This is a genomic window from Sphingomonas sp. ABOLG (genome assembly GCF_003950435.1).
In the GTDB taxonomy this organism is placed as follows: Bacteria; Pseudomonadota; Alphaproteobacteria; order Sphingomonadales; family Sphingomonadaceae; genus Sphingomonas; species Sphingomonas panaciterrae.
The window spans coordinates 144639-165600 of record NZ_QQWW01000009.1; the positions used below are offsets into that span (position 1 = coordinate 144639).

Here is a 20962-nt window from a genome sequence, read left to right on the forward strand (position 1 = left end):
TCGCGCGAGCGACGGGCGGGCGGTGGCAATCTGAACAGTTAATCTTCCCGGCGTCGGTCGCCAGGCATCCTCGGCGCCGTTCCCGCATCATGGCCGATGATACGGGAGCAGCTGTTGTGTACCGGTTGGTATAGAGACGCTGCCAGTGCCGGTCAACCATTCATACCGATCGGTATGTTTTGAATCAACTGCTGGTCGGGAAGTGTCCGACCTACTGCGCGACGAGACTGATGCTCGTCAGGCGATCCACTCGGGCGCGCCACGATGATTGCGGATGCCCGCCCACCATCCCGCCAGCGCGTCGCGCCATTGCCGCACCGCGCCGCGCCGGGCGAAGCGTGCCGCACCCAGTACCAGCGCCGACACCGCCGCGAGCGGCAGATGCGCCGGCGTCGTATCGCGCACCACGTGCAGCTTGTTGCGCTCATCAAGGAAGATCGGCAGCCGCGGCCGCTGCCGAATGGCCGCGGCGGAGCCGGTGGTGCCACCCTGTCCATGACAGACACGGGCCCCTGGGGCGAAGCCCAGCCGCAGGCCCTGCTGCTGCGCGCGAAGGCACCATTCGATCTCTTCAGCGTAGAGGAAATAATCGTCCCGCATCGGCCCGGCGGTCTGCACAAAGGCACGGCTGACCAGCATGCACGCCCCCAGCAGATAGTTCATGTCCCGCTCGACCCGGGCCGCATCGGGCGGCGCATCGATCGAAGCACCGACCCCGATCGAGGTTGCCCGCGCCAACACCGGGTACCAGCGCCCACCATAGGCCTGCACCCGGCCGCCCGGGTGGTACAGGACGCCGCCCACCGCGTCGCAACCCCCCTGCCCCAATCGCGTCACCAGTGCGGTGAGCGCACCGGGTTCCGGCGTCGTGTCCGGATTGAGCACCCACCAGGCCGCGGCGTCGCGCCGCGCGGCGATGCAGGCATTCACCCCGCCGGCATAGCCCAGATTGTCGGACTGGGGGACGACCGTGACCGGCTGCCCGCCGGGCAGCGTCGCGGGCAACCGGTCCTGCAACGCACGCCGCGCCGCTGCCCCGCCATTCTCGCAGATTACCACCGCGAAGTCGGTGAACGTCGAACGGGCCAGTGCCGTGAGGCATTGTACGACCAGCGCCGGATCACGGAACGACACGATACACACTGCGACCTCGATCACGGGCGTGCGCCCACCAGCCGCAACATGCCATCGGCACAGCGCCACAATCGCAGCCGCGCGAGCGTCGCGAGACCACGCCGACGCTCCCGCCAGTTGGTCAGCGCGGGGCTGGTCAGGATGCGCAGCCCATGCACCAGAATCGACACCGGCATCGCCGCGCTTGCCACGAACCACCGCAACCGCCCGCCCCGGCGCTCGCGGGCAAAGGCGAACATCTCCGCGTTGAGCCGGCGCCATTTGCACAGCAACGCCGGCCAGTCGCCGCGCGCGGGGTGCCCCACCACCGCTGCCGGAGCGTAGCCGATCCGAAATCCCAGCGCCCGCGCCCGGACGCACCAGTCGCGATCCTCCGACGTGCCGGCGAGAAACGGACCAGAAGCGGCGAAGACCGTCCGGCGACAGAACAGATTGGCCGTGACCGAGAAACCCTGCTGCTCGACATAGCGCCGGTTGCGAAAGGCGAAGACCGCCTCATACGCCTCCGACCCGGTCTTCTCCCCGTCATTGTCGATCAGCACATCGACCTGCCCGCCGACAAAGTCATGATCCCATAGCGCCGCCAATCCCGCCTCGAGCCAGCCGGGGGCCGGCACGCAATCCGCATCGGTGAAGGCAAGCACCGCGCCGCGTGAATGCGCGACGGCGACGTTGCGCGCGGGCCCGGCCCCGCGCTCCCGCGCCAACACCACCCGCGCTCGCCCTGCCACCAGCGCACGCACGGCGTCCTCCCCGCACATGCTCATGTTATCGGCCACGATAATCTCAAACCGGTCGCGCGCCATGGTCTGCCGCGACAACGCATCCAGGCAGCGATCAAGCCCCGCCAGATCATCATGATGCGGGATGATCACGCTGACCTCCATCATCGTGCTCATGCGGCGCTCGCCAGCCCCGCCGCCGTGGCGACGTGCGCGCGCCCCGCCGGGTCAAACACGAACCCGGGGTCGCGCAGGACCAAGTCACGCAGCTGCGCGAGATCCATCTGCCACCATTGGCTTCGCTCCAGCACGGCCTGAACCTCCGGCGTGAAACGCTCGCGCAGCACGCGCGCGGGGTTGCCGGCGACAATCGCATAGCGCGGTACGTCGCGGGTCACGACCGCCCCCGCCCCGATGATGCTGCCCCGGCCGATCCGTCGGCATCCAGGCAGGATCACGGCATTGTGGCCGATCCACACGTCGTCCTCGATGACCTGCGGTGAATCATAATGCAGGTCGGCGTCCACCACGCCGAACTGCCGCTCGTACAGCACCGGGTGGGTCGAGATCGCGGCAATGGGATGGTTGATCGGCGCCGAATGGACCGTCTTGGCGATCGAACAATACCGCCCGATCACCAGCGGGCCTGGCATGCGCCACGGATCGAAGCAGCCGTACGTGTAGAGCCCTACGTCAACCCGATAGCGTTCCCGCAACCAGCGACGCAGCGCCAGGCTATGCAGCGGATCGCGTTGCCAGCGCCACAAACGCGCCTTTTCGATCGCGCGTCCCACCAATCGCCGCATCGCTTGCCCTCAACCGCCAACACGCGAGGGGGCATACCGCGCCGGAACGGAGATGCCGCTCCAGCCGCTCGGAAATGGACCTAATTTCGGAAGACCATTGGTGGCGGCATCATCAACTGCGCACGGCGAATGCAGCCACCACCAGCCCGGCGACGATCGCGATCAGCTGCACCGTTCGCCAGTCGATCACGCCCACCGCATCGGGATCGTGCCGCTGGGTCCGGCGCCGATCGCCCCAGGCCGCGCCCGCGGCCGCCGCTGCGCATGATGCCGCCACCCCGTACAGCATCGCTTGCGTTGACATTCACTTGCCTCCACACCCCACCGGCGTTTTGCCGGGAGAGATAAAGATAATGCGCACCATCGCCATTGCGACCGCCCTGCTAGCCAGCGCCGCGGCGGTTTCCGCCCAGACGGCACGGCCCGCCGCACCGCAACCCTCAGGCGCCATCAGCAGCGCCGTCAATGATGCGCAACGCAGCGCCGCCAACCGGCAACGCGATCAATATCGCCGCCCCGCAGAAACGCTCGCCTTCTTTGGCGTGAAGCCGACCGACACGATCGTCGAATTCAGCCCTGGCGGCGGATGGTACACCGAAATCCTCGCGCCCATGACCAAGGGCAAGGGCCGCTATGTCGCGCTGGTCAACCAGCGCGGCGTCGACAGCGCTCAGAAGATGCTGACGGCGAAGCAGGCGTGGTTCGGCCCGGCGACGGTCGCCACGATCGATCCCGCCACCGGCACCAGCACCGTTCCGGCCGGTAGCGCCGACGTGGTGCTCACCTTCCGCAACGTGCACAATCTGCTGATGAACGACGATCCCGCAGTGGCCGCGCGCACGTTCAAGGCGTTCTTCACGATGCTGAAGCCGGGCGGGGTGCTGGGCATCACTGACCACCGCCTACCCGAAACGATGGACACCGCGCTGGAAAAGAAAAGCGGCTACATCAAGCGATCGACGGTGGTGCAGCTTGCCGAAGAGGCCGGGTTCAAGCTGGCCGGCGAAAGCGAGATCAACGCCAATCCCAAGGACACGCACGATCATCCCAATGGTGTGTGGACCCTCCCGCCGACGCTCGCGCTGAAGGACGTCGATCGCGCCAAATACGCAGGGATCGGCGAGAGCGACCGCTTCACGCTGAAGTTCGTCAAGCCGCGCTGAGCGGAAGACCGGGCGAGGCGGGAACGGTCAGGCGCCGCATAGCGCCTGCCCACCTCGCGTCGCCTGCCGAAGGGGACGAGTACCCGGCCCGAAGCTTGCGCAGCGGGAGCGTTGTCTCGGCAGCCGATAAGAGCGCTCAACCGGGATCGGAGCTGAAAACTCGGCCGGCGCATCCGCCTTTCAACTCTTGTTCTAGTACCTTTTGATTATGCTAAAGGCACAATCTTATGGTTCCAGATCTTCCTGAGGCTTTGACCCTGCTACGTGCAGCGGCCAACCGCTTGCTTAAGCTTTGCCACTCGCCAACATCGTTCTGACGCTTCCTGATCTATGACCAATGTCGCTTCATTTGGTCGCGCCGTACGGTGCTGGTCTGCCGCATCTTCTGACGGTCACCAATCCGGTAGCCGCTGCTCCCGAACCCGCACTTGGTCAAAACGCGGCGAGAAAGCTCCCGACCAGTCGCACGCGATCGCTCGAGAGTTCGGCCACCGTGCGATGGACGTCGGTGAGCAATGTCATGTCGCGCCGCGCAACGATCAGGCCGTAGCGAACGCCCATCGCGATCTGCCGCGCGTCGCTGCTGCCGTCGGTTGCGGGGGTGTCGACGATGGTGAACTCATAGGCGCGCATGCAGTCATCGATGATCTGCTTGAAAAGGCGGCTGGCGATCAGATCGTGCGCGCGCGGTGATGCGCCACCGGCATAGAGCACCGACAGGTTGGGGCGCACCTCTCGCCGGATCTCGTCGGATCGCTGCTCGGCCCCAACGGACAGCATCTGCACCAGACCGCGTGCGGGCTGCTCCGGGCGGATGAAGTCCTGCACTGCCGGGCGGTGCAGATTGGCGTCGATCAGCAGCGTGTTGATCCCGGCCTGGGCAAAGGCCACCGCGAGGTTCACCGCCACGCTGGTGCAGCCGCAGGCCGGCGTGGGCGCACATACCGCCAATCCCCGCCGTCCATCGCGCACATGGCCGGCGAGCAGATGCGTCTGGAGGGCGCGATATCCCCGTGCCGCCACGCCGGCGGGCTCGGAAAGGCAAGCGATGCGTCGGGAAAAGCTGTAGTCAAACGTGCCCCGGACTGGCGGCTCCGAAGCATCGTCAGCAGACACCTTCTCGTGCTCGCCCCCCCTGGCCTCGGCATCGGCCCTGCCGTCCTCCGTCGGGCCCATCGCGGTAGCAGCAGCAGCGGGCACTGAAGCAGAGGTGGAGACGGCCGATTGCGCCAAGGGACGGTCGCCCTCCACTTCATGGTCCTGTCCGCCGCCCGCCTCCCCGCGGACGCCAGCCTCCTCCCGTCCCGCCACTCGGTGATCAGCGACGTTCAGCGCAGTCGCCTCGCTCGCAAGCGCCTGTGCCGAAGGGCGGTGGTCCATTCCGTTGGCTGCCGGCACCGTCATCGTTTGAGCGTCCATGTCGCTTCTTCCCCCATCGCCTTTGGCGTCGCGCCGATGAGCCGAACGATCGCCCTTGGTCATTCCGGCGCTCCGCCCTATCGCGCCCCGCCCGGAGAAATCTCCGCGCGCTCTTCGCCGTGCGTGACTGCCTTCATGCCTTGGCGAGCAGCGGGGGGAGCGCCCGAGGCGGCGACGGTCACCATGCGCGCTGCGGCCGTGCAAACAGGCCGCGCCATCCGGCGGTCGCCGTCGGGCGCGGCAGATCCAGCATCCCGATCAGGGGCAATCCGTCGATCTGCTGCAGATCCTCCGCACCGCGCACCCGCCGGGCGAACAATTCGGCGGCAATCGCCAGCATTGCGCCCAGGATCATCCCTGCGATGCTGCCGGCCAGCACCAGCATCCAACGCGGCGGATTGATCGGCGAGCGGGGCGTCGCCGCGGCCCCGAGCCGGCTGAACCCGGCATCGGTCGATTGCGCCTGCAGCTCAAAATCGGCCGCGCGCTGCATCGTCTTGGCCACTTGCTCGCGAAGCACGACAACATCGCCCGCGAGTCGCCGTGCCGCATCCACCAGCCCCCGCTGCGCCAGCACTTTCTGCGTCTGGGCGCCGAACTCCGCCGCCTGACGATTGCCCGATGATCCCGACCCGCCACGCATGCTGCCCATTTCTCGAGCGACCGCGGCGGCAAGCGCGCCGCGTTGCCGCTGGAGCGCCACCATCTCCGGATGGTTCACGCCCAGCGTCTGTCGCGCCGCCGCAAGCTGGGCATCGACCTGCGCCAATTGCCCGGCCGACGGCGCCACCACAGGCCCCGTAGCGATGGCTGCGACCGCCGCCGGGGCGCTGCTGGCCAGTGCGCGCAGCTTGGACGACTCTGCGTCGATATTGTCATCCTGCAGCACGATGTTGTTCGCCCGCTCGAACGCGGCCTTGCGCTCCTCGGCAGCGGCCAGGCGCGCCTTGAGCGACGCCGCCTGCCGCGCGAACCAGCCGGCGTTCTGCGCCGCGTCACGCCGCTTGCTGTCGAGCGCCTCTGCCAGAAACGCCTCGCGCACCGCGTCCGCGCCGCGCCGCGCGGTCCCGGGCACGGCGGACACATAGGCGATCTCGAGGATCGGACTACCGCGGATCAGCTCGGCACTGGTGCTGGCCGACGCCTGTTCCGCCAGCCAGTCGCGCAGCCCCGCCCGGGACCCCGCGGCTTGCGCCGCGGCATGTTTCGCGCGCAGCTCGGGCGATTGCGTCCACCCGAACTGGTCCGCCACCCGCCGCGTAACCCGGGGGTCACGGATCAATTCGACCTGCGCGGCCAGAAAGGCCTCCATCGTCTTGGGCGGAAGCGCCTGCCCGGTCACCGGGTCGGCGCGCAGCAGGTCGACGACCACGCGGGACCGCGCCTCGTAGCGTTTGGGAATCTGCCGCGCGGCGATCAGCCCGGCCACCGCACCGATCACGGCGAGCAGCACGATCAACCAGTAGCGCGCCAGAAGCATGCGAAGGATCTGTTGCGGTCGCATAGGGGCCTCAGAAAAACCGCTCGCCGACGACCAGCACATCGTCGGGACGCAAATTCTCGCTCAGCGCCACCTTCGTCTCACTGCCCCCGCGCACCAGCTTCACCCGCCGCACCGAGCCAAGCGGCGTAAGGCCGCCGCTCCGCGCCAACGCCATTTCCACAGTCAGCGGCCGATCGATCGGGTAGCTGCCGGGCGCATTGACCTGCCCGTAGATGAAGAAGGTGGCAGGCGCGGCGACGAACACCTTGTCGCCCGATTCCACCGTCGGATCATCGCTGACCGCGCTGGTCGCGAGCGTCCGCAGCGACAGCGCACGGGACGAACCGTCCGGGCGGGTCAGCGTTACTGCGTCCGCCGCCTTGTCGCTGGGCCCGCCGGCCCGCGCGACAATCTCCGTCAGGCGATAGGCGCGGTCGATCGGCACCACCCCCGGCTGGTTCACCTGCCCCAGCACCGTGACATATCGGCTGCCGTAGCTGGCCACCATCACGCTGACCGCCGGGTTCTCCAGAAAACCGCCCTGCTGCAGCCGGGCGCGCAGATCATCGCGCAGCTCCAGCACACTGCGCCCAGCCGCCGGAACGCTGTTCACGAAGGGCAGCTGGACCGTGCCATCCTCCTGCACCTGGACCCGCGCGGTAAAGTCGCTGCGGCCCAGCACCGCCGTCTCGATCACGTCGCCCGTGCCAAGGAGGTAGCCCGTCGCGGCGGGAGCAGTCCCCACCGGCGACGTCGTCCCCTCCCGCGTGCCGGCCGCGGCGTCATTCCTCGCCTGAGCCGCCACCGACGACGGCGCCAGCGAGCACAGCGTGGCCCCAGCCAAGGCTGTCGCCATGATCCAACGTCGCATCGTCTGCATGCCGCCCGCTCCTGCCCGGCCGGATGAATCCTGCCGTTGATCGCCATCCGCTTCTGCGCCGCCTGATCGACCACCATCCCTGACAAGCGAACAGAAGAACAGCGCGTGTCGACCGTGGTACAGCCAGGGAGCGTTTGCTCAACACCTCCGCAGGACTACTCGCTCCGTTCTGGATCAATTGCCCCGGTTACTGGTCCAGAACAGAGGCTCCATTCATGCCCGCGCGCCATTTGCTTTATGCCTCGCCGCACTGACTGAGCGGCGGCGCCGGATATACACGGCATGGTAAGCCGCACGACGCAGTCGGATCGCGTCCCTTAGCCTTGGCGACGTGCCTGGAAAGTAGCCCGCCGGGTCCGTGCACGCATGAACGAGAGGATCATTATGGCCACCCTGATGGCATCCACTGCCGCCGAGTTGATGAGCCTCGCGGGCGCGGCACGTGCGGGAGACGTGATCGCGCTGGCCCCCGGCAGCTACGATCGCGTCGCCCTGCGCGATCTGCGCTTTGACGGTGAAGTCATCATCACCTCGGCCGATCCCGCGCGACCCGCCCAGCTTACGGGGCTGAAGGCGTTCGGGGTCGAGAACATCACCTTTCGCAATCTAGTGCTGGCCGATCATGAACCGGGCGGGCTGTTCGGTTTCGAGGTGAGGCAGGCCGCACGGGTGGCGTTCGACCAGATCCTCGTCCACGGCCCGCCGGGGGAGCGCGGTTACGACACCAACGCCTTCATCATCCGGGACAGCATCGACATCTCGATTACCCAGTCGGAATTCACTCACCTGCGACATGGCATCAACATGCTCGACAGCGTCGGGGTGACGGTGCGCGGCAACTACTTCCACGACCTGCGCTCGGACGGGGTGCGCGGCGGCGGCGTGTCGGACATCGTGGTCTCTGATAATCTTTTCACCAACTTCCGACCGGCATTCGGCGATCACCCCGACGCCATCCAGTTCTGGACGCTGAACCAGCCGAACAGCGCCAGCGCGATCACCATCACCGACAATGTCATCCTTCGCGGGGCGGGTGCGGCCGTGCAGGGCATCTTCATGGGCGATGAGAATGGCGCCAGGCCCTATGTCGACGTCACCATCGCCGACAATCTGGTGCTCGGCGGGATGTTCAACGGCATCTATGTGGAACGCGCCGACGGCCTGTCGCTCACCGACAATGTCGTGGCGGGGTATCTCGATCAGCCGTCCTGGATTCGTGTGTCCGACGTGGATCGAATCGTGGGGAACGTGGCACAGGTCTATATCATCGACGGCATCATCAAATGGCCGCCGGCCGGCAATCAGGCGACCTTGCCCGCCCTCGACAAGGGAGCCGGGCTGATCGGCGCCTGGCTCGCCAGCCATGGCGACTGGGTCACGATGGCGGCCGAATCGCCGGTGCTGGCGGAAGGACTCGCCGACCTCCTCGACCTAACGGGCCCCCGGCCGCCCGCCGGCCCGGTCACCACGATCGAGGGGACGCCGGGTGCCGATCGACTAGTGGCAGCGGCCAAGGGGGACAGCATCCTCCTGGGCGGCGATGGAGACGATCACCTGACCGGCGGTGCGGGCCAGACACGGATGGACGGCGGGAATGGTGACGACACCTATATCGTCGCCTCGTCGCGCGATCGGGTGATCGAGCGCGCCGGCGGCGGCAACGACACGGTCTGGACGTCGGTCGATCACACCCTGGCCGCGCATATAGAGACCGTACGGCTCACCGCGGGGGACCTTACCGTCCACGGCAATGTACTCGACAATCGCATGATCGGCTCCGACGAACAGGACCGGCTGTACGGAGGCGCTGGGCATGACCTGATCCAGGGTGGCGCCGGTGACGACCACCTTCATGGCGACAATGGCAACGACACGCTGCACGGCGGCGACGGTGCCGACCGGATCGAGGGCGGCTCGGGCGACGATCTCCTGATCGGCGGCGCGGGGGGTGACCGGCTGCTTGGCGGCACGGGGCGCGACACGCTGGACGGCGGCAGCGGCAACGACGTCCTCACTGGCGGCAGCGGGCCGGACATGTTCCTGTTCCGCGCCGACACTCTGGGCGACCAGGACACGATCGCAGACTTCTCACAGCGTCAGGGTGATCGGATCGGCCTGTCGCCGATCGATGCGGACATCAGCACGGCGACCGACGATCCGTTCCGCTTCCTGGGCACGGACGCATTTTCGGGTCAGGCCGGCGAGCTGCGCTACGACTCCAGCGCCGCGGGCGCGATCCTGTCGGGCGATGTGGACGGGGATGGCCGCGCGGACTTCACCATCCTCATCGAAGGGGTCGATTGGCTGAGTCGCGACGCCTTCATCCTCTAGCGCTCGCGACAGCGAACAAAATGCGTGATCGTTACGCCTTCGCAACACCGCGCACGAGAGGCCGGAAGGCATTGGTTAACCATGTTGCGCAACCTCTCGCATAGAAACGGCGGTTAGTTTTTGCCCCGTGATGAAGCGCTCCCCCCTCGCTCTCGTCGCAGCGTTCGTTTGTGCCCTCGGCTCCCCCGCGCATGCGCGATCGCTGCTGGACTATAATGGCCAATGCGTGCCCTTCGCGCGCCAGGCGTCAGGCATCCAGATCTATGGCGATGCCTGGACCTGGTGGGATCAGGCACACGGTCGGTACAAGCGCGGCGATCAGCCGAAGGTCGGCTCGGTCATTGCCTTCGCGCGTCAGTCGCGTCTTCCGCTCGGCCATGTCGCCGTGGTCAGCCGGATCGTCGAGGATCGTGTGCTGATGCTGACCCACGCCAATTGGTCACGCATCGACGGTACGCGCGGCCACGCCGAACAGGATGTCACCGTATTCGACGTCAGTGAGGCGAATGACTGGAGCCGGGTGAAGGTCTGGTACCGCGATTCGAACGGCCTAGGCGGCACGATCTATACGGTGCACGGCTTCATCTACGCGCCTGGGCGCCCGCACGAACATCTCACCGCGCAGAACCCCGATTACGTCGGCGCGCTGATCGACGCCTATGTGCCTGGGGCGGGAGCCGGCAGCAGCGCACACGCCTCGCGTTAATCCGCGCGGCGGTAGCGGAAGTACCAGACCTCATGGCCCTGCCGCCGGGCCTTGCGTTCATAGCGGGTCTCGGGCCAGTCCGGCGGGCGCTCCAGGAAATCCGCCGGCCGGTGCGCCAGCCAGGTGAAGTCCGTCCGCTGGGCCATGATCATCATCGACCAGCGGCAATAGGTCGGATCATCGGTGCCGAGGCGGAACTCAGCCCCCGGCTTCAGCTTGGACGCGATCAGGTCCAACGGCCCGTGGTTCATCATCCGCCGCTTGGCATGGCGCGCCTTCCGCCACGGATCGGGATGGAGCAGGTAAACGATGTCGAGCGACTGGTCCGGCAGTCGCTCAACGACGTCCAGCGCATCACCCATGTGCAGCCGCACATTCTCCAGCGCGCCATCACGGATATGGCCGAGCGCGCCCACCACCCCGTTCAGGAACGGCTCGCAGCCGATGAAGCCGGTATCCGGCGCCGCCGCGGCCTGCCCGGCCAGATGCTCGCCCGCGCCAAAGCCGATCTCCAGCCGCAGCGGGCGATTGTCGCCGAACAGGTGCATCGCATCGAGCGGCCCCGTCTCCGGCACGGCAACGCGCGGCAGCAATTCCTCGACCAGCGCGGCCTGGCCCTTGCGCAGCTTGTGGCCCTGGGCGCGCCCATAAAGCCGACGGATCGTAGCGGGATCGTTCATCGGCCGGCGCGATAGCGTCCTGAGCGGCGGGAGCAAAGCGACCCGCGCATCGTTTTCCGCCCGCTATGGGAAAGAAGCACAAGAAGGCGCGCGATCTCGCCAAGGCAGAGCATGACGCAATCGGCGCCGCGGCAAAGGCCGCCGACCACCCGCCCGTCGCGCTGGCCGGCAAGGCGAGCGAGATCGCCGATCAGCCGCCGCTCGTCGCCCTGTCGCTCGCGACGATCGGCGTCGGCCTGATGCTGCGCCGGCGCGATGTGACTCGCACCGGCACGCGCATGCTGCTCGCCCATGCGCTCGCCACCGCCGGCAAGACGGTGCTGAAACGCGCGATCGACCGCTCGCGCCCGCGCCGCGCGCTGAAGGATGGAGAGCATGAGGCGCGCGCCGGCAGCGGCAGCGACGATACCGAGTTCAATTCTTTTCCATCGGGCCACACCGCGGGCGCGGTCAGCGTGGCGGAGGCGATCGCGCGTACCGCCCCAACCTATGCCGCGCCGGCGCGCGGTGGCGCGGCGTTCGTCGCGGCGGTGCAGTTGCCGCGCGGCGCGCATTATCCCAGCGATGTCGCGGTGGGCGCCGGGATCGGCTGGGTCGCCGACAGGATCGCTGGCTTGGCGATCAACGCGGGCGAACGCGCCATCGATCGCCGGCGGCAGAACAAGGAAGATGCGGGCGCGCTCGCCGAAGCGGAGGCGCATCCGAGCTGACTCGCGATATCCCGCCGGTTAGAAGAAAGGGGCCGCCGTTCCCGGCAGGCCCCTCATCAGATCATCAGGCGAGTGCCGCCTTCAGATCATCGACCAGGTCCAGCTTCTCCCACGGGAAGAAGTCACCCTCGGCCTGACGACCGAAGTGGCCATAGGCCGCGCTGCGCTCATAGATCGGCTTGTTGAGGCCGAGGTGCGTGCGAATGCCGCGCGGCGTCAGGTCGCCCAGCTTCTCGATGCCCGCGATCGCCGCCTCGATCTTGTCGTCGCCCACCGTGCCGGTGCCATGCGTATCGACATAGAGCGACAGCGGCTTGGCGACACCGATGGCATAGGCCAGCTGGATCGTGCAGCGCTTGGCAAGGCCCGCCGCGACGATGTTCTTCGCCAGATAGCGGGTGATGTACGCCGCCGAGCGATCGACCTTGGTCGGATCCTTGCCGCTGAACGCGCCGCCGCCGTGCGGGCTCGCGCCGCCGTACGTATCGACAATGATCTTGCGGCCGGTAAGGCCAGCGTCGCCATCCGGCCCGCCGATCTCGAAGCTGCCCGTCGGGTTGATGTGATAGACGGTGGCGTCGGACAGCAGCTCTGCCGGCAGCACATCGGCCACCACCTTCTTCACATAAGCGTGAAGCTCGGCTTCCTGCTCGCCCTTGTCATAGCCGGCGGCATGCTGCGTCGAAACGACGATTGCGGTGCAGGCGACGGGCTTGCCATCCTCGAAGCGCAGCGTGACCTGGCTCTTGGCGTCCGGCTCCAGGAACGGTGCCGCGCCGGAGTGACGGTCGTCGGCCATGCGCTGAAGGATGCGGTGGCTGTAATACAGCGTCGCCGGCATGAGGTCCGGCGTCTCGTCGCAGGCGAAGCCGAACATGATGCCCTGGTCGCCGGCGCCTTCGTCCTTGCTCGCGCTCGCATCGACACCCTGCGCGATCTGCACCGACTGGCCGTGCAGGTTGTTCTGGAAGCGGAAGGTCTCCCAGTGGAAGCCCTCCTGCTCATAGCCGATGCGCTTCACGGTGTTGCGGACCGTCGCCTCGATCTCTTCCTTGGCGCCCGGCACCCACTCGCCATTCTCGTACACGCCCTTGCAGCGGATCTCGCCCGCCAGCACGACCAGCTGCGTGGTGGTCAGCGTCTCGCAGGCGATGCGTGCCTCCGGGTCCTTGGACAGGAACAGATCGACGATCGCGTCGGAGATCTGATCGGCGACCTTGTCCGGGTGGCCCTCGGAAACCGATTCGCTGGTGAACAGATACGATTGGCGCATGGTTACTCCGCCTGAGCTGGTGAGGGAGATAAGGATATAAAGATAGCTTTATATGGCTCTACCGATGGCGGCGGCGGATGGCAATGGCTGCCCCCGCCAGCAGCAGCGCCGTCAGCCCCGCCAGCCAGTTGCCCCACCGCGAAAAAAAGGTCGGCGGCAGCGGCTCGGGAATCGCCACCTCGATCGCGCCAGCCTTCTGATGCGGCACCGTGCTCACCAGCCGGCCATCCGCGGCGATCACGGCGGAAATGCCGTTGGGGGTGGCGCGAATGACCGGCAGCCCTTCCTCGATCGCGCGCAACCGTGCCTGCGCCAGATGCTGCGGCGGTCCCCAGCTGCCGAACCAGGCATCGTTGGACGGATTGAAGATCAGCCGCGGCCGGTGCGCCGGATCGACCACCTCGCCCGAGAAGATGATCTCGTAGCAGATCTGCATCCCGATCGACCCGAAGCCGGGCACCTCCAGCGCGCGCGGCCCCGGCCCCTCGGCAAAGTCCATCGAACCCGGCACCAGTCGCGCCAGCCCGAGCGGCTTCAACAGCCAGGGCATCGGCAGATACTCGCCATAAGGCACCAGATGCGCCTTGTCGTAGCGGCCGCGGATGCGCGCACGCGGATCGATCGCAAAGACCGAATTGGTCGCGGTGGTCGCCGTCCCCGCCTTGTCGAACTGGAGCGCCGTGCCGCCAGTCAGCAGGATGTCCCGCGGGCCAAGCAGCTTCGCCATCCGCCAGCGGAGCCAGAACGGATCGGCATCATAGACATAGTCGGGATAGCCATCCTCGAAATAGTCGCGGATGACGCCTTCCGGCCACAGGATCAGCCGCGGCGCCTCGCCCGGCCGGCCCGACAGCTCCGACAGGCGGGCGAGCATCATCTCCCCGTCGCTCTCCCCACGCTGGTCCTGCGGCACGTTCGGCTGCACGACCCGCACCCGCGGCGTGTCGATCGCCACTGGCCCGTCCGCGTCGCGATAGCTGAACAGCTGCGCCGCGATCAGCGCGGCAAATCCCGCCAGCGCGGTCGCGAACGGCGCCAGCCGACGCGGCAGGAGCAGCAGGCTTCCCGCCAGCAGCACGGTCAGCCCCGACAGGGCATAGGTGCCGACCCAGGCCGACAGCGCCGCAACCGGCTGCACCGGCACCCAGATCACGCCGATCGGATCCCAGGCATAGCCGGTGAACATCACGCTGCGCAGCCATTCGGCGACGATCCACGCCGCGGCGAACGCCAGCACATAGGCGGCGTCCACACGGGTCCCGCGCATCTTCCACGCCAGCCCCGCGGCGAGCGCCGGATAGACGGCGAGATACAGTGCCAGCGCGATCGGCGCAGCATAGCCAAGCTCCGCCGGCATCGCATCCTGGAAGGTAAAGGCGTGCTGGAACCAATTGTTATTGATCGTAAAATGCCCCAGCCCGAACATCCACCCGCGCCACAGCGCGGCCTTCAGCGTGGGCGCGCGATGCACCAGCAGGATCAGCAGCGAGAGCGCGGCAATGGTCAGCGGCCACAGCTGCAACGGGGCAAAGCCACAGGCCGCCGCCGCACCCAGCAGCAGCGCGGCCAGCCGCGGATATTTATCGAGGAGGGACATCATTGCCCGTGCCGCTACCAAATCATGCGCCCGGCGGGGAGAGGCGATACGCGCGGCGGCTCACCGCGCAGAAGCACTGGCGCCCTCACCCCCTTCCCGCTGGCGCCGCAGTTGGTGTATCAACCGCGCATGACACTGCGCCCCTTTCACCTCGCCTTTCCGGTCCATGATCTCGCCGCCGCGCGTGCCTTCTACGGCGGCGTGCTCGGTTGCCGCGAGGGTCGCTCCAGCGACCGCTGGATCGACTTCGATCTCGGCGGGCATCAGATCGTCGCCCATCTCGACGATACCGCGCGCCCGGCCGGCGCCAGCAACCCTGTCGACGGGCATGACGTGCCCGTGCCGCATTTCGGCGTGGTACTGATGATGGCGGACTGGCAGGCGCTGGCCGCTCGGGTTGAGGCGGCCGGGGTGCCGTTCGGGATCGCGCCGCACGTCCGCTTCAAGGGGCAGCCCGGCGAGCAGGCGACGATGTTCTTTCGCGATCCCTCCGGTAACGCGCTGGAGTTCAAGGCGTTTGCCGACGACGCCCAATTGTTTGCCACGGAGTTCACGGCATGAGCGCCCCGATCGAAGTTGATATCCCGCACCAGCTCGGCACCGCCGCCGCCAAGCAGCGGATCGGCAGCAGCTTCGGCAAGCTGGCGGATTTCATTCCCGGCGGCGCGATCACCGAACATCGCTGGGAGGGCGATTCGCTGACCTTCACCGTGGAGGGTCTGGGGCAGCGCGTCGGCGCCCGGCTCGACGTCAGCGACAGCAACGTCCACGCCACCTTCGAATTGCCGGCGTTCCTCGCCATGTTCTCCGACAAGATCCGCGACAAGCTGCAGCGTGAGGCGCCCAAGCTCCTCCAATAGCCGTGGATGAAAAAGGGCCGCGCTCCCGGGTGGAAGCGCAGCCCTTTTTTTTATGCCAACGCATCACGAAGCGCAGGCAAATCGTTTTGGTTAAACGATAATCAGAACAGCAGCGTCAGCCCGTAAAAGGCGCTGCCAACGATCGCCGAGCACGGAATCGTGATGATCCAGGCGACCACCACGTTGCTCGCCGTGCCCCACCGCACCGCAGAGGTGCGGCGTGCGACGCCCGATCCGATGATCGCGCCGGTGATGGTGTGGGTGGTCGACACCGGGATGCCCATCGCCGACGCGGCAAACAGCACGATCGATCCGCCGGTCGAGGCCGCAAAACCCTGATGCTGCGACAATTTGGTGATCCGCGAGCCCATCGTCTCGATGATCTTCCACCCGCCCGACAAGGTACCGAGCGCGATCGCGACATAGCAGCTGATCGCCACCCAGTGCGGCACTTCGAACTCGCCGGTCAGCTGGCCGGTCGAATACAGCAGGACGGTGATGATCCCCATCGTCTTCTGCGCGTCGTTGAGCCCGTGGCTCAGCGAATAGGCAGCCGACGATACGAGATGGAGCGAACGGAAGGTCCGCTCCGCCTGGCGGGCGGTATAGCGGCGCAGCGCCCAGCTGCTCGCCAGCATCACCAGCAGCGCCAGGATCATGCCCAGCGTCGGCGACACGACGATCGCCACCATGGTCTTGGTCAGCCCGCCGACATGGATGCTGTGCACGCTGGCATGGGTCACGCCAGCACCGACCAGCCCGCCGACCAGCGCGTGGCTGGACGATGAGGGGATACCCTTTTGCCACGTCACGACGTTCCAGAACATCGCCCCGCCCAGCGCACCGAAGATAACGGCTGGCGTGACAACATCCTGATCGATCAGTCCCTTGCCGATTGTTTCTGCGACAGCATGCAAGCTGGGAAAGGCAAGGGTGACGAAATAGGCGGCGAAGTTGAAGAAGGCGGCAAAGGCCACCGCCTGCACCGGCGACAGCAGGCGCGTGGCAACGACGGTGGCGATGGAATTGGCTGCATCGTGCAGCCCGTTGAGAAAATCGAACGCAAGCGCGACGAGGATCAGGCCGACGAGCAGCGGGAACGCGAGTTCATGCATGGGGCTGCGATCGCTCAGGCGTGATCGATGACGATGCCGTCGATCTCGTTCGCCACGTCCTCGAACGCGTCAGAGATCTTCTCGAGATGCTTGTAGATTTCGCGGTCGACGACGAACTGCATCGCGTCCCCGCCCTCATGGTGATGCTTTTCGAAGAGGCGGCGCAGGCCCTGTTCGTGGAGGCCGTCAACCTCGCCCTCCAGCCGCACCAGTCGCTCCGTCAGCGTGTGCAGGCGGGGGCCGTTGCGCGCGACATCCCGCAGCAATTGCATCGCCTCGACCGACACGCGCGACGCCTCCAGCATCAGCTTGGACATGGCGTGCATGTCGGGCGCGAAGCTGCGTACGCCGTAGAGGCTCACTGCGGTCAGTGCCGCGTCCATCGCGTCGATCGCATCGTCCATGCGGTTGATTAGATCGCTGATCGCGCTGCGATCGAACGGCGTCAGGAAGGTGACGCGGACGGTCTGCAGCACGGTGCGGGTGATATCGTCGGCCTGGTGCTCATAATCCTTCACCTCGGCGATCAGCGCGTCGATGTCGCCGTCACCGGCGAAGATCTTGGTGGTGGCCTCCGCAGCCTTCAGCGTCACCGCCGCATGCGCGTCAAACAGTTCAAAGAAATTGCCGCGCTTGGGAAGAAGGCGCTGGAACCAGGCGAACATCAAGAGAATCCTTGAAGAGAAACAGAGGAATAGGGATCAGCGCCCGAAACTGGCGGGCGCCGGTGACACGACGGCGGTGTTGCCGCTGCGGATTTCCTGAACTTCCAGCGCGCGCTCGGCGATGCCGTCCCGGCCGAAGCGGAAGGCACCATCGATGCCGGAGAAGCCCTCGCCCGACCGCAGCCGCGCTTCGGGGAAGGGCGCGCCGACCTTCCAGTCGCGCGCAATGCGTGCCGTCAGCAGCACCGCATCATAGCCAAGGCTCGACAGGCGATAAGGTGCGGCGCCGAAGCGGGCGCGATACTTGGTCGCATATTGGCGGTACAAACCATTGGAAACACTGGCATACCATGCGCCGTTCAGCGCCGGACGCGCAGCCACGCCGCTGTCGGTGTTCCACAATTCGGTGCCCATCACCTTCATGTCCGGGCTGGTCTTGCGCAGCAGCGGCACGGCGGTGGCCGCGGTCCCGGCCGAATCGGCGATCAGCACCCCGTCGAACGGCGCGTCCTTGGCCATCCGCGTCACCGCCGCGCCGATCGCGCCGGGGGTGCGGTCATAGGTCTGCAACGCCACGACGCGCCCGCCGGCGGCCTCGACCGCGCGCAGGAAGGTGGTGGAGGCACGGGTGCCATAAAGCGCGTTGGGGACCAGCCCGCCGAAATTGGTGACCCCCTTGCTGCGCGCATAATCGACCACCCGCTCGATCGACTGCGACGGGGTATAGCCCATCAGGTACACGCCATCGCCCGCGACGCTGACGTCGTTCGAAAAGGACAGCACCGGCACCCCCGCGCGCCGCGCGATCGGCGCTACCACGCGCACGTCATCGGCCAGCAGCGGGCCGAGAATCAGCTGCGCCCCATCGGCCACCGCGCGCTGGGCGGCGGCTGCGGCGCCTTGCGCGGTGTCATAGTTGGTGACGCGAATCTGCTCGTTCTTGGTGTCGAGCAGCGCCAGCTGCGTCGCATTGGCGAGGCTCTTGCCCACTCCCGCATTGGCGCCCGACAGCGGCACGAGCAGCGCGACCCGATTGCGCGCGGTATCGCGCGGGATGCCCGCTTCCACGCCGACATCGGGCCGGGTGCTGGGCGGCGGCGCCTTGGTCGGCGGCGGCGCGGAGGGGCCCCGCGGGACAACGGTGGAGCAGGCAGAGACCAGCAGCGCGGTGAGCGCGACAGCCACCGGGCCGGCGATGCGGCGCGGCGATGACACGCCTCCGGGAATTCCACGAACGATCACGTTCGCCCGTTGCGATACGGTTGCGGCCTCTGCCATGACACTCCTCGTGGAAAACCTAAGTCCCGGCCTGTACATCGTCGCAACCCCGATCGGCAATCTCGGGGACCTGTCTCCACGCGCCGCCGATATTCTGTCGCGCGCGGCCGTAGTCGCTGCAGAAGACACTCGTGTTACAGCTGTGTTACTACGGCACATCGGGACGAAGCGCCCGATGGTCCCCTATCACGATCACAATGCCGATCAGATGCGGCCGCAATTGATCGCCCGCATGGCGAGCGAAGCGGTCGCGCTGGTGTCCGACGCCGGCACGCCGCTGATCTCCGATCCCGGTTACAAGCTGGTGCGCGATGCCCGCGCCGCCGGCCATGCGGTGGTCACCATCCCGGGGCCGTGCGCCGCAATCGCCGCGCTGACGCTCGCCGGCCTGCCCACCGACCGCTTCCTTTTTGCCGGCTTCCTGCCCTCCAAGGCAAAGGCGCGCAGCGAGACGATCGCGGAGCTCGGCGCGATACGCGCGACGCTGGTGCTGTACGAGAGCGGCCCCCGCCTCGCCGCGACGCTCGCCGCGCTGGCGGAAGGGTTGGGCGATCGCGACGCCGCGGTCACGCGCGAGATCACCAAACGCTATGAGGAAGCGGTGACCGGCACGCTCCCCGTCCTTGCCGCGCGCTATGCCGATGCCCCGCCCAAGGGGGAGATCGTGATCGTCGTCGGCCCGCCGGGTGAGCCGCCCCCCGCCAGCTCCGAGGATGCCGACGCCGCATTGGTCGAGGCGCTGATCCGGCTCCCGGTCGCCAAGGCTGCCGGAGAGGTCGCAAAAAAGTTCGGGCTCGATCGCAAGGAACTCTACGCCCGGGCCCTCGCGCTGAAGGACGCCTAGCCACCGACCACTCCCGATTCGTTGGGGGCTGAGGGCGTCGCTCGCATCACCCCTCGCCCTCCTCCTCCGGGCGCGCTAGCATCGCTTCTGCGCCCTCGGGCTGGCGCAGGCGATGGGCGAGGCAGCATGATGCGGACGCACAAGGAAAGCCATCTTGTCACGCGAGTCGGTTGGCTCCGCGCGGCCGTGCTGGGCGCCAATGACGGGATCGTCTCCACCTCCAGCCTGATCCTCGGCGTCGCCTCGGCGGGGTCGAGCCATGGTGCGGTGCTGACCGCCGGGGTCGCCTCGCTGGTCGCAGGCGCCATGTCGATGGCGGCGGGCGAATATGTCTCCGTCAGTTCGCAGGCCGATACCGAGAAGTCGGACCTCGCGCGCGAACGCCGCGAACTCGCCACCCGGCCGGAGGCGGAGCTGCAGGAACTGACCGGCATCTACATCGATCGCGGCGTCGATCCGGCGACCGCGCGCACCGTCGCCACCCAGATGATGGCGCATGACGCGCTCCAGGCGCACGCCCGCGATGAGCTTCACATCACCGACGAGACGATCGCCCGCCCGGTCGTCGCCGCGATGGCGAGCGCCGCGAGCTTCACCGTGGGCGCGGCGCTGCCGCTCGCGCTCACCGCCGCGCTGCCGCTCGCCACGATAGGTCCGGGTGTGGCAATCGGATCGATCCTGTTCTTGGCGCTGCTCGGCGCGATCGGCGCGCGCACCGGCGGCGCCCCCATGATGCGCGCAGTCGTGCGCGTCGTCTTCTGGGGTGCGATGGCGATGGCGCTGACCTCGCTCGTCGGGAAGCTGTTCGGCGCCGCCGTCTGATCGCGCGGGCGGACCAGCACTTGCGCCGCCACGCGCGCCTGCCACACTGCGCCTGATGCCGCCCGCCCCGCCCTCCCGCAGCAGCGACGATCGCCGCCGCGCCGACGCCGCCGGCCGACGCGGCGAGCGATTCGCCGGTTGGTGGCTGCGACTGAAAGGCTGGCAAATCCTCGACCAGCGCGTCCGCACCCCCGCCGGGGAGGTCGATCTGGTAGCGAAGCGCGGCGCGCTGATCGCCTTTATTGAGGTGAAGACCCGCGCCACCGCCGCCGCGCTCGACATGGCAATCGACCAGCGCCGGCTGGCGCGTGTCGCCGCGGCCGCGGAATATCTGATGCCGCGCTATGCACTGGACGGCGAAGACATCCGCGTCGACGTCGTCCTGCTCGCCCCCGGCACCGCGCTGCGCCATATCGAGAATGCCTGGATCGGGTGACAATCCGGCGCCGCGCGCCTACCTCCCGCCACGCATCC

At 67.5% G+C, this 20962-nt stretch carries 21 protein-coding genes and 1 pseudogene; 9 read left to right on the plus strand and 13 right to left on the minus strand.

All coding sequences use genetic code 11. From position 1 onward, the window contains the following. Positions 1–237 precede the first annotated feature (237 nt). From CA236_RS12235 to CA236_RS12250, 4 genes and pseudogenes are all read right to left on the minus strand, one after another. Entirely contained in the window at positions 238–1158 is a 921-nt protein-coding gene (locus CA236_RS12235) for a glycosyltransferase family 2 protein (protein WP_241212634.1), read from the minus strand. Next, a complete protein-coding gene (locus CA236_RS12240; protein WP_241212635.1) occupies positions 1155–2033 on the minus strand; it encodes a glycosyltransferase in 879 nt (292 codons plus the stop codon). Before CA236_RS12240 ends, CA236_RS12235 begins: the two co-directional genes overlap by 4 nt. A 110-nt stretch (positions 2034–2143) precedes the next feature. Next, positions 2144–2350, minus strand: a pseudogene (locus CA236_RS19345) (antibiotic acetyltransferase); the annotation flags it as partial. A 424-nt stretch (positions 2351–2774) separates the two neighbouring features. Continuing rightward, positions 2775–2966: a hypothetical protein gene (locus CA236_RS12250; protein ID WP_125945812.1), complete on the minus strand. Its 192-nt coding sequence runs from the start codon at positions 2964–2966 to the stop codon at positions 2775–2777. Positions 2967–3015: 49 nt separating this feature from the next. Between CA236_RS12250 and CA236_RS12255 the strand changes: the two genes are divergently transcribed. Continuing rightward, positions 3016–3825 carry a class I SAM-dependent methyltransferase gene (locus CA236_RS12255; protein ID WP_125945813.1) on the plus strand — a complete coding sequence of 270 codons (810 nt, stop codon included), beginning with the start codon at positions 3016–3018 and terminating at the stop codon, positions 3823–3825. A gap of 432 nt (positions 3826–4257) precedes the next feature. On the opposite strand, the gene CA236_RS12260 is transcribed toward CA236_RS12255, so the two are convergent. The 3 genes from CA236_RS12260 to CA236_RS12270 all read right to left on the minus strand — a co-directional run bounded on the left by CA236_RS12260 (position 4258) and on the right by CA236_RS12270 (position 7571). Continuing rightward, on the minus strand, positions 4258–5244 hold the full coding sequence (locus CA236_RS12260) for a CpsD/CapB family tyrosine-protein kinase (RefSeq protein ID WP_125945814.1): 987 nt from the start codon (positions 5242–5244) through the stop codon (positions 4258–4260). Between the two features lie 178 nt (positions 5245–5422). Continuing rightward, positions 5423–6724: a Wzz/FepE/Etk N-terminal domain-containing protein gene (locus CA236_RS12265; protein ID WP_164518931.1), complete on the minus strand. Its 1302-nt coding sequence runs from the start codon at positions 6722–6724 to the stop codon at positions 5423–5425. 31 nt (positions 6725–6755) lie between these two features. Next, entirely contained in the window at positions 6756–7571 is an 816-nt protein-coding gene (locus CA236_RS12270) for a polysaccharide biosynthesis/export family protein (RefSeq protein ID WP_164518932.1), read from the minus strand. A 420-nt stretch (positions 7572–7991) separates the two neighbouring features. Between CA236_RS12270 and CA236_RS12275 the strand changes: the two genes are divergently transcribed. Next, the gene (locus CA236_RS12275; RefSeq protein ID WP_164518933.1) at positions 7992–9938 is read left to right on the plus strand and encodes a right-handed parallel beta-helix repeat-containing protein; all 1947 of its coding nucleotides are present in this window, start codon (positions 7992–7994) and stop codon (positions 9936–9938) included. A gap of 130 nt (positions 9939–10068) precedes the next feature. After that, positions 10069–10644 carry a CHAP domain-containing protein gene (locus tag CA236_RS12280; protein WP_046411055.1) on the plus strand — a complete coding sequence of 192 codons (576 nt, stop codon included), beginning with the start codon at positions 10069–10071 and terminating at the stop codon, positions 10642–10644. On the opposite strand, the gene CA236_RS12285 is transcribed toward CA236_RS12280, so the two are convergent. Beyond that, positions 10641–11324 carry a tRNA (guanine(46)-N(7))-methyltransferase TrmB gene (locus tag CA236_RS12285; protein WP_125945818.1) on the minus strand — a complete coding sequence of 228 codons (684 nt, stop codon included), beginning with the start codon at positions 11322–11324 and terminating at the stop codon, positions 10641–10643. The two genes, CA236_RS12280 and CA236_RS12285, sit on opposite strands and share 4 nt — an antisense overlap. Positions 11325–11389: 65 nt before the next feature. Here CA236_RS12285 and CA236_RS12290 point away from each other — a divergent pair, with 65 nt between their 5' ends. Further along, entirely contained in the window at positions 11390–12034 is a 645-nt protein-coding gene (locus CA236_RS12290; protein WP_125945819.1) for a phosphatase PAP2 family protein, read from the plus strand. A gap of 64 nt (positions 12035–12098) precedes the next feature. Here the strand turns inward: CA236_RS12290 and metK are convergent, their stop codons facing one another. Both metK and lnt read right to left on the minus strand, forming a co-directional pair. Further along, on the minus strand, positions 12099–13307 hold the full coding sequence (gene metK, locus CA236_RS12295; protein WP_125945820.1) for a methionine adenosyltransferase: 1209 nt from the start codon (positions 13305–13307) through the stop codon (positions 12099–12101). 58 nt (positions 13308–13365) lie between these two features. After that, complete coding sequence (lnt, locus tag CA236_RS12300; RefSeq protein WP_125945821.1) at positions 13366–14907, minus strand: apolipoprotein N-acyltransferase; 1542 nt, start codon at positions 14905–14907, stop codon at positions 13366–13368. Between the two features lie 126 nt (positions 14908–15033). On the opposite strand from lnt, the gene CA236_RS12305 reads away from it, so the two are divergent. Beyond that, complete coding sequence (locus CA236_RS12305) at positions 15034–15465, plus strand: VOC family protein (RefSeq protein ID WP_125945822.1); 432 nt, start codon at positions 15034–15036, stop codon at positions 15463–15465. After that, positions 15462–15764, plus strand: coding sequence for a polyhydroxyalkanoic acid system family protein (locus tag CA236_RS12310; RefSeq protein WP_125945823.1), 303 nt, complete (start codon positions 15462–15464; stop codon positions 15762–15764). The genes CA236_RS12305 and CA236_RS12310 overlap by 4 nt, the downstream gene beginning before the upstream one ends. A 101-nt stretch (positions 15765–15865) precedes the next feature. On the opposite strand, the gene CA236_RS12315 is transcribed toward CA236_RS12310, so the two are convergent. From CA236_RS12315 to CA236_RS12325, 3 genes are read right to left on the minus strand one after another with little or no spacing between them, the layout of a single operon-like run. Beyond that, entirely contained in the window at positions 15866–16879 is a 1014-nt protein-coding gene (locus CA236_RS12315; protein WP_046411063.1) for an inorganic phosphate transporter, read from the minus strand. Between the two features lie 14 nt (positions 16880–16893). Next, the gene (locus CA236_RS12320) at positions 16894–17544 is read right to left on the minus strand and encodes a DUF47 family protein (RefSeq protein WP_046411064.1); all 651 of its coding nucleotides are present in this window, start codon (positions 17542–17544) and stop codon (positions 16894–16896) included. 36 nt (positions 17545–17580) lie between these two features. After that, on the minus strand, positions 17581–18822 hold the full coding sequence (locus tag CA236_RS12325) for a penicillin-binding protein activator (protein WP_082103141.1): 1242 nt from the start codon (positions 18820–18822) through the stop codon (positions 17581–17583). On the opposite strand from CA236_RS12325, the gene rsmI reads away from it, so the two are divergent. The 3 genes from rsmI (at position 18821) to CA236_RS12340 (ending at position 20924) form a co-directional block, all read left to right on the plus strand. After that, positions 18821–19666 carry a 16S rRNA (cytidine(1402)-2'-O)-methyltransferase gene (gene rsmI / locus CA236_RS12330; RefSeq protein WP_125945824.1) on the plus strand — a complete coding sequence of 282 codons (846 nt, stop codon included), beginning with the start codon at positions 18821–18823 and terminating at the stop codon, positions 19664–19666. The two genes, CA236_RS12325 and rsmI, sit on opposite strands and share 2 nt — an antisense overlap. 129 nt (positions 19667–19795) lie before the next feature. Then, positions 19796–20488: a VIT family protein gene (locus tag CA236_RS12335; protein ID WP_125945843.1), complete on the plus strand. Its 693-nt coding sequence runs from the start codon at positions 19796–19798 to the stop codon at positions 20486–20488. Positions 20489–20543: 55 nt separating this feature from the next. Continuing rightward, positions 20544–20924, plus strand: a complete 381-nt coding sequence (locus tag CA236_RS12340) for a YraN family protein (RefSeq protein WP_125945825.1) — start codon at positions 20544–20546, stop codon at positions 20922–20924. Positions 20925–20962 lie beyond the last annotated feature (38 nt).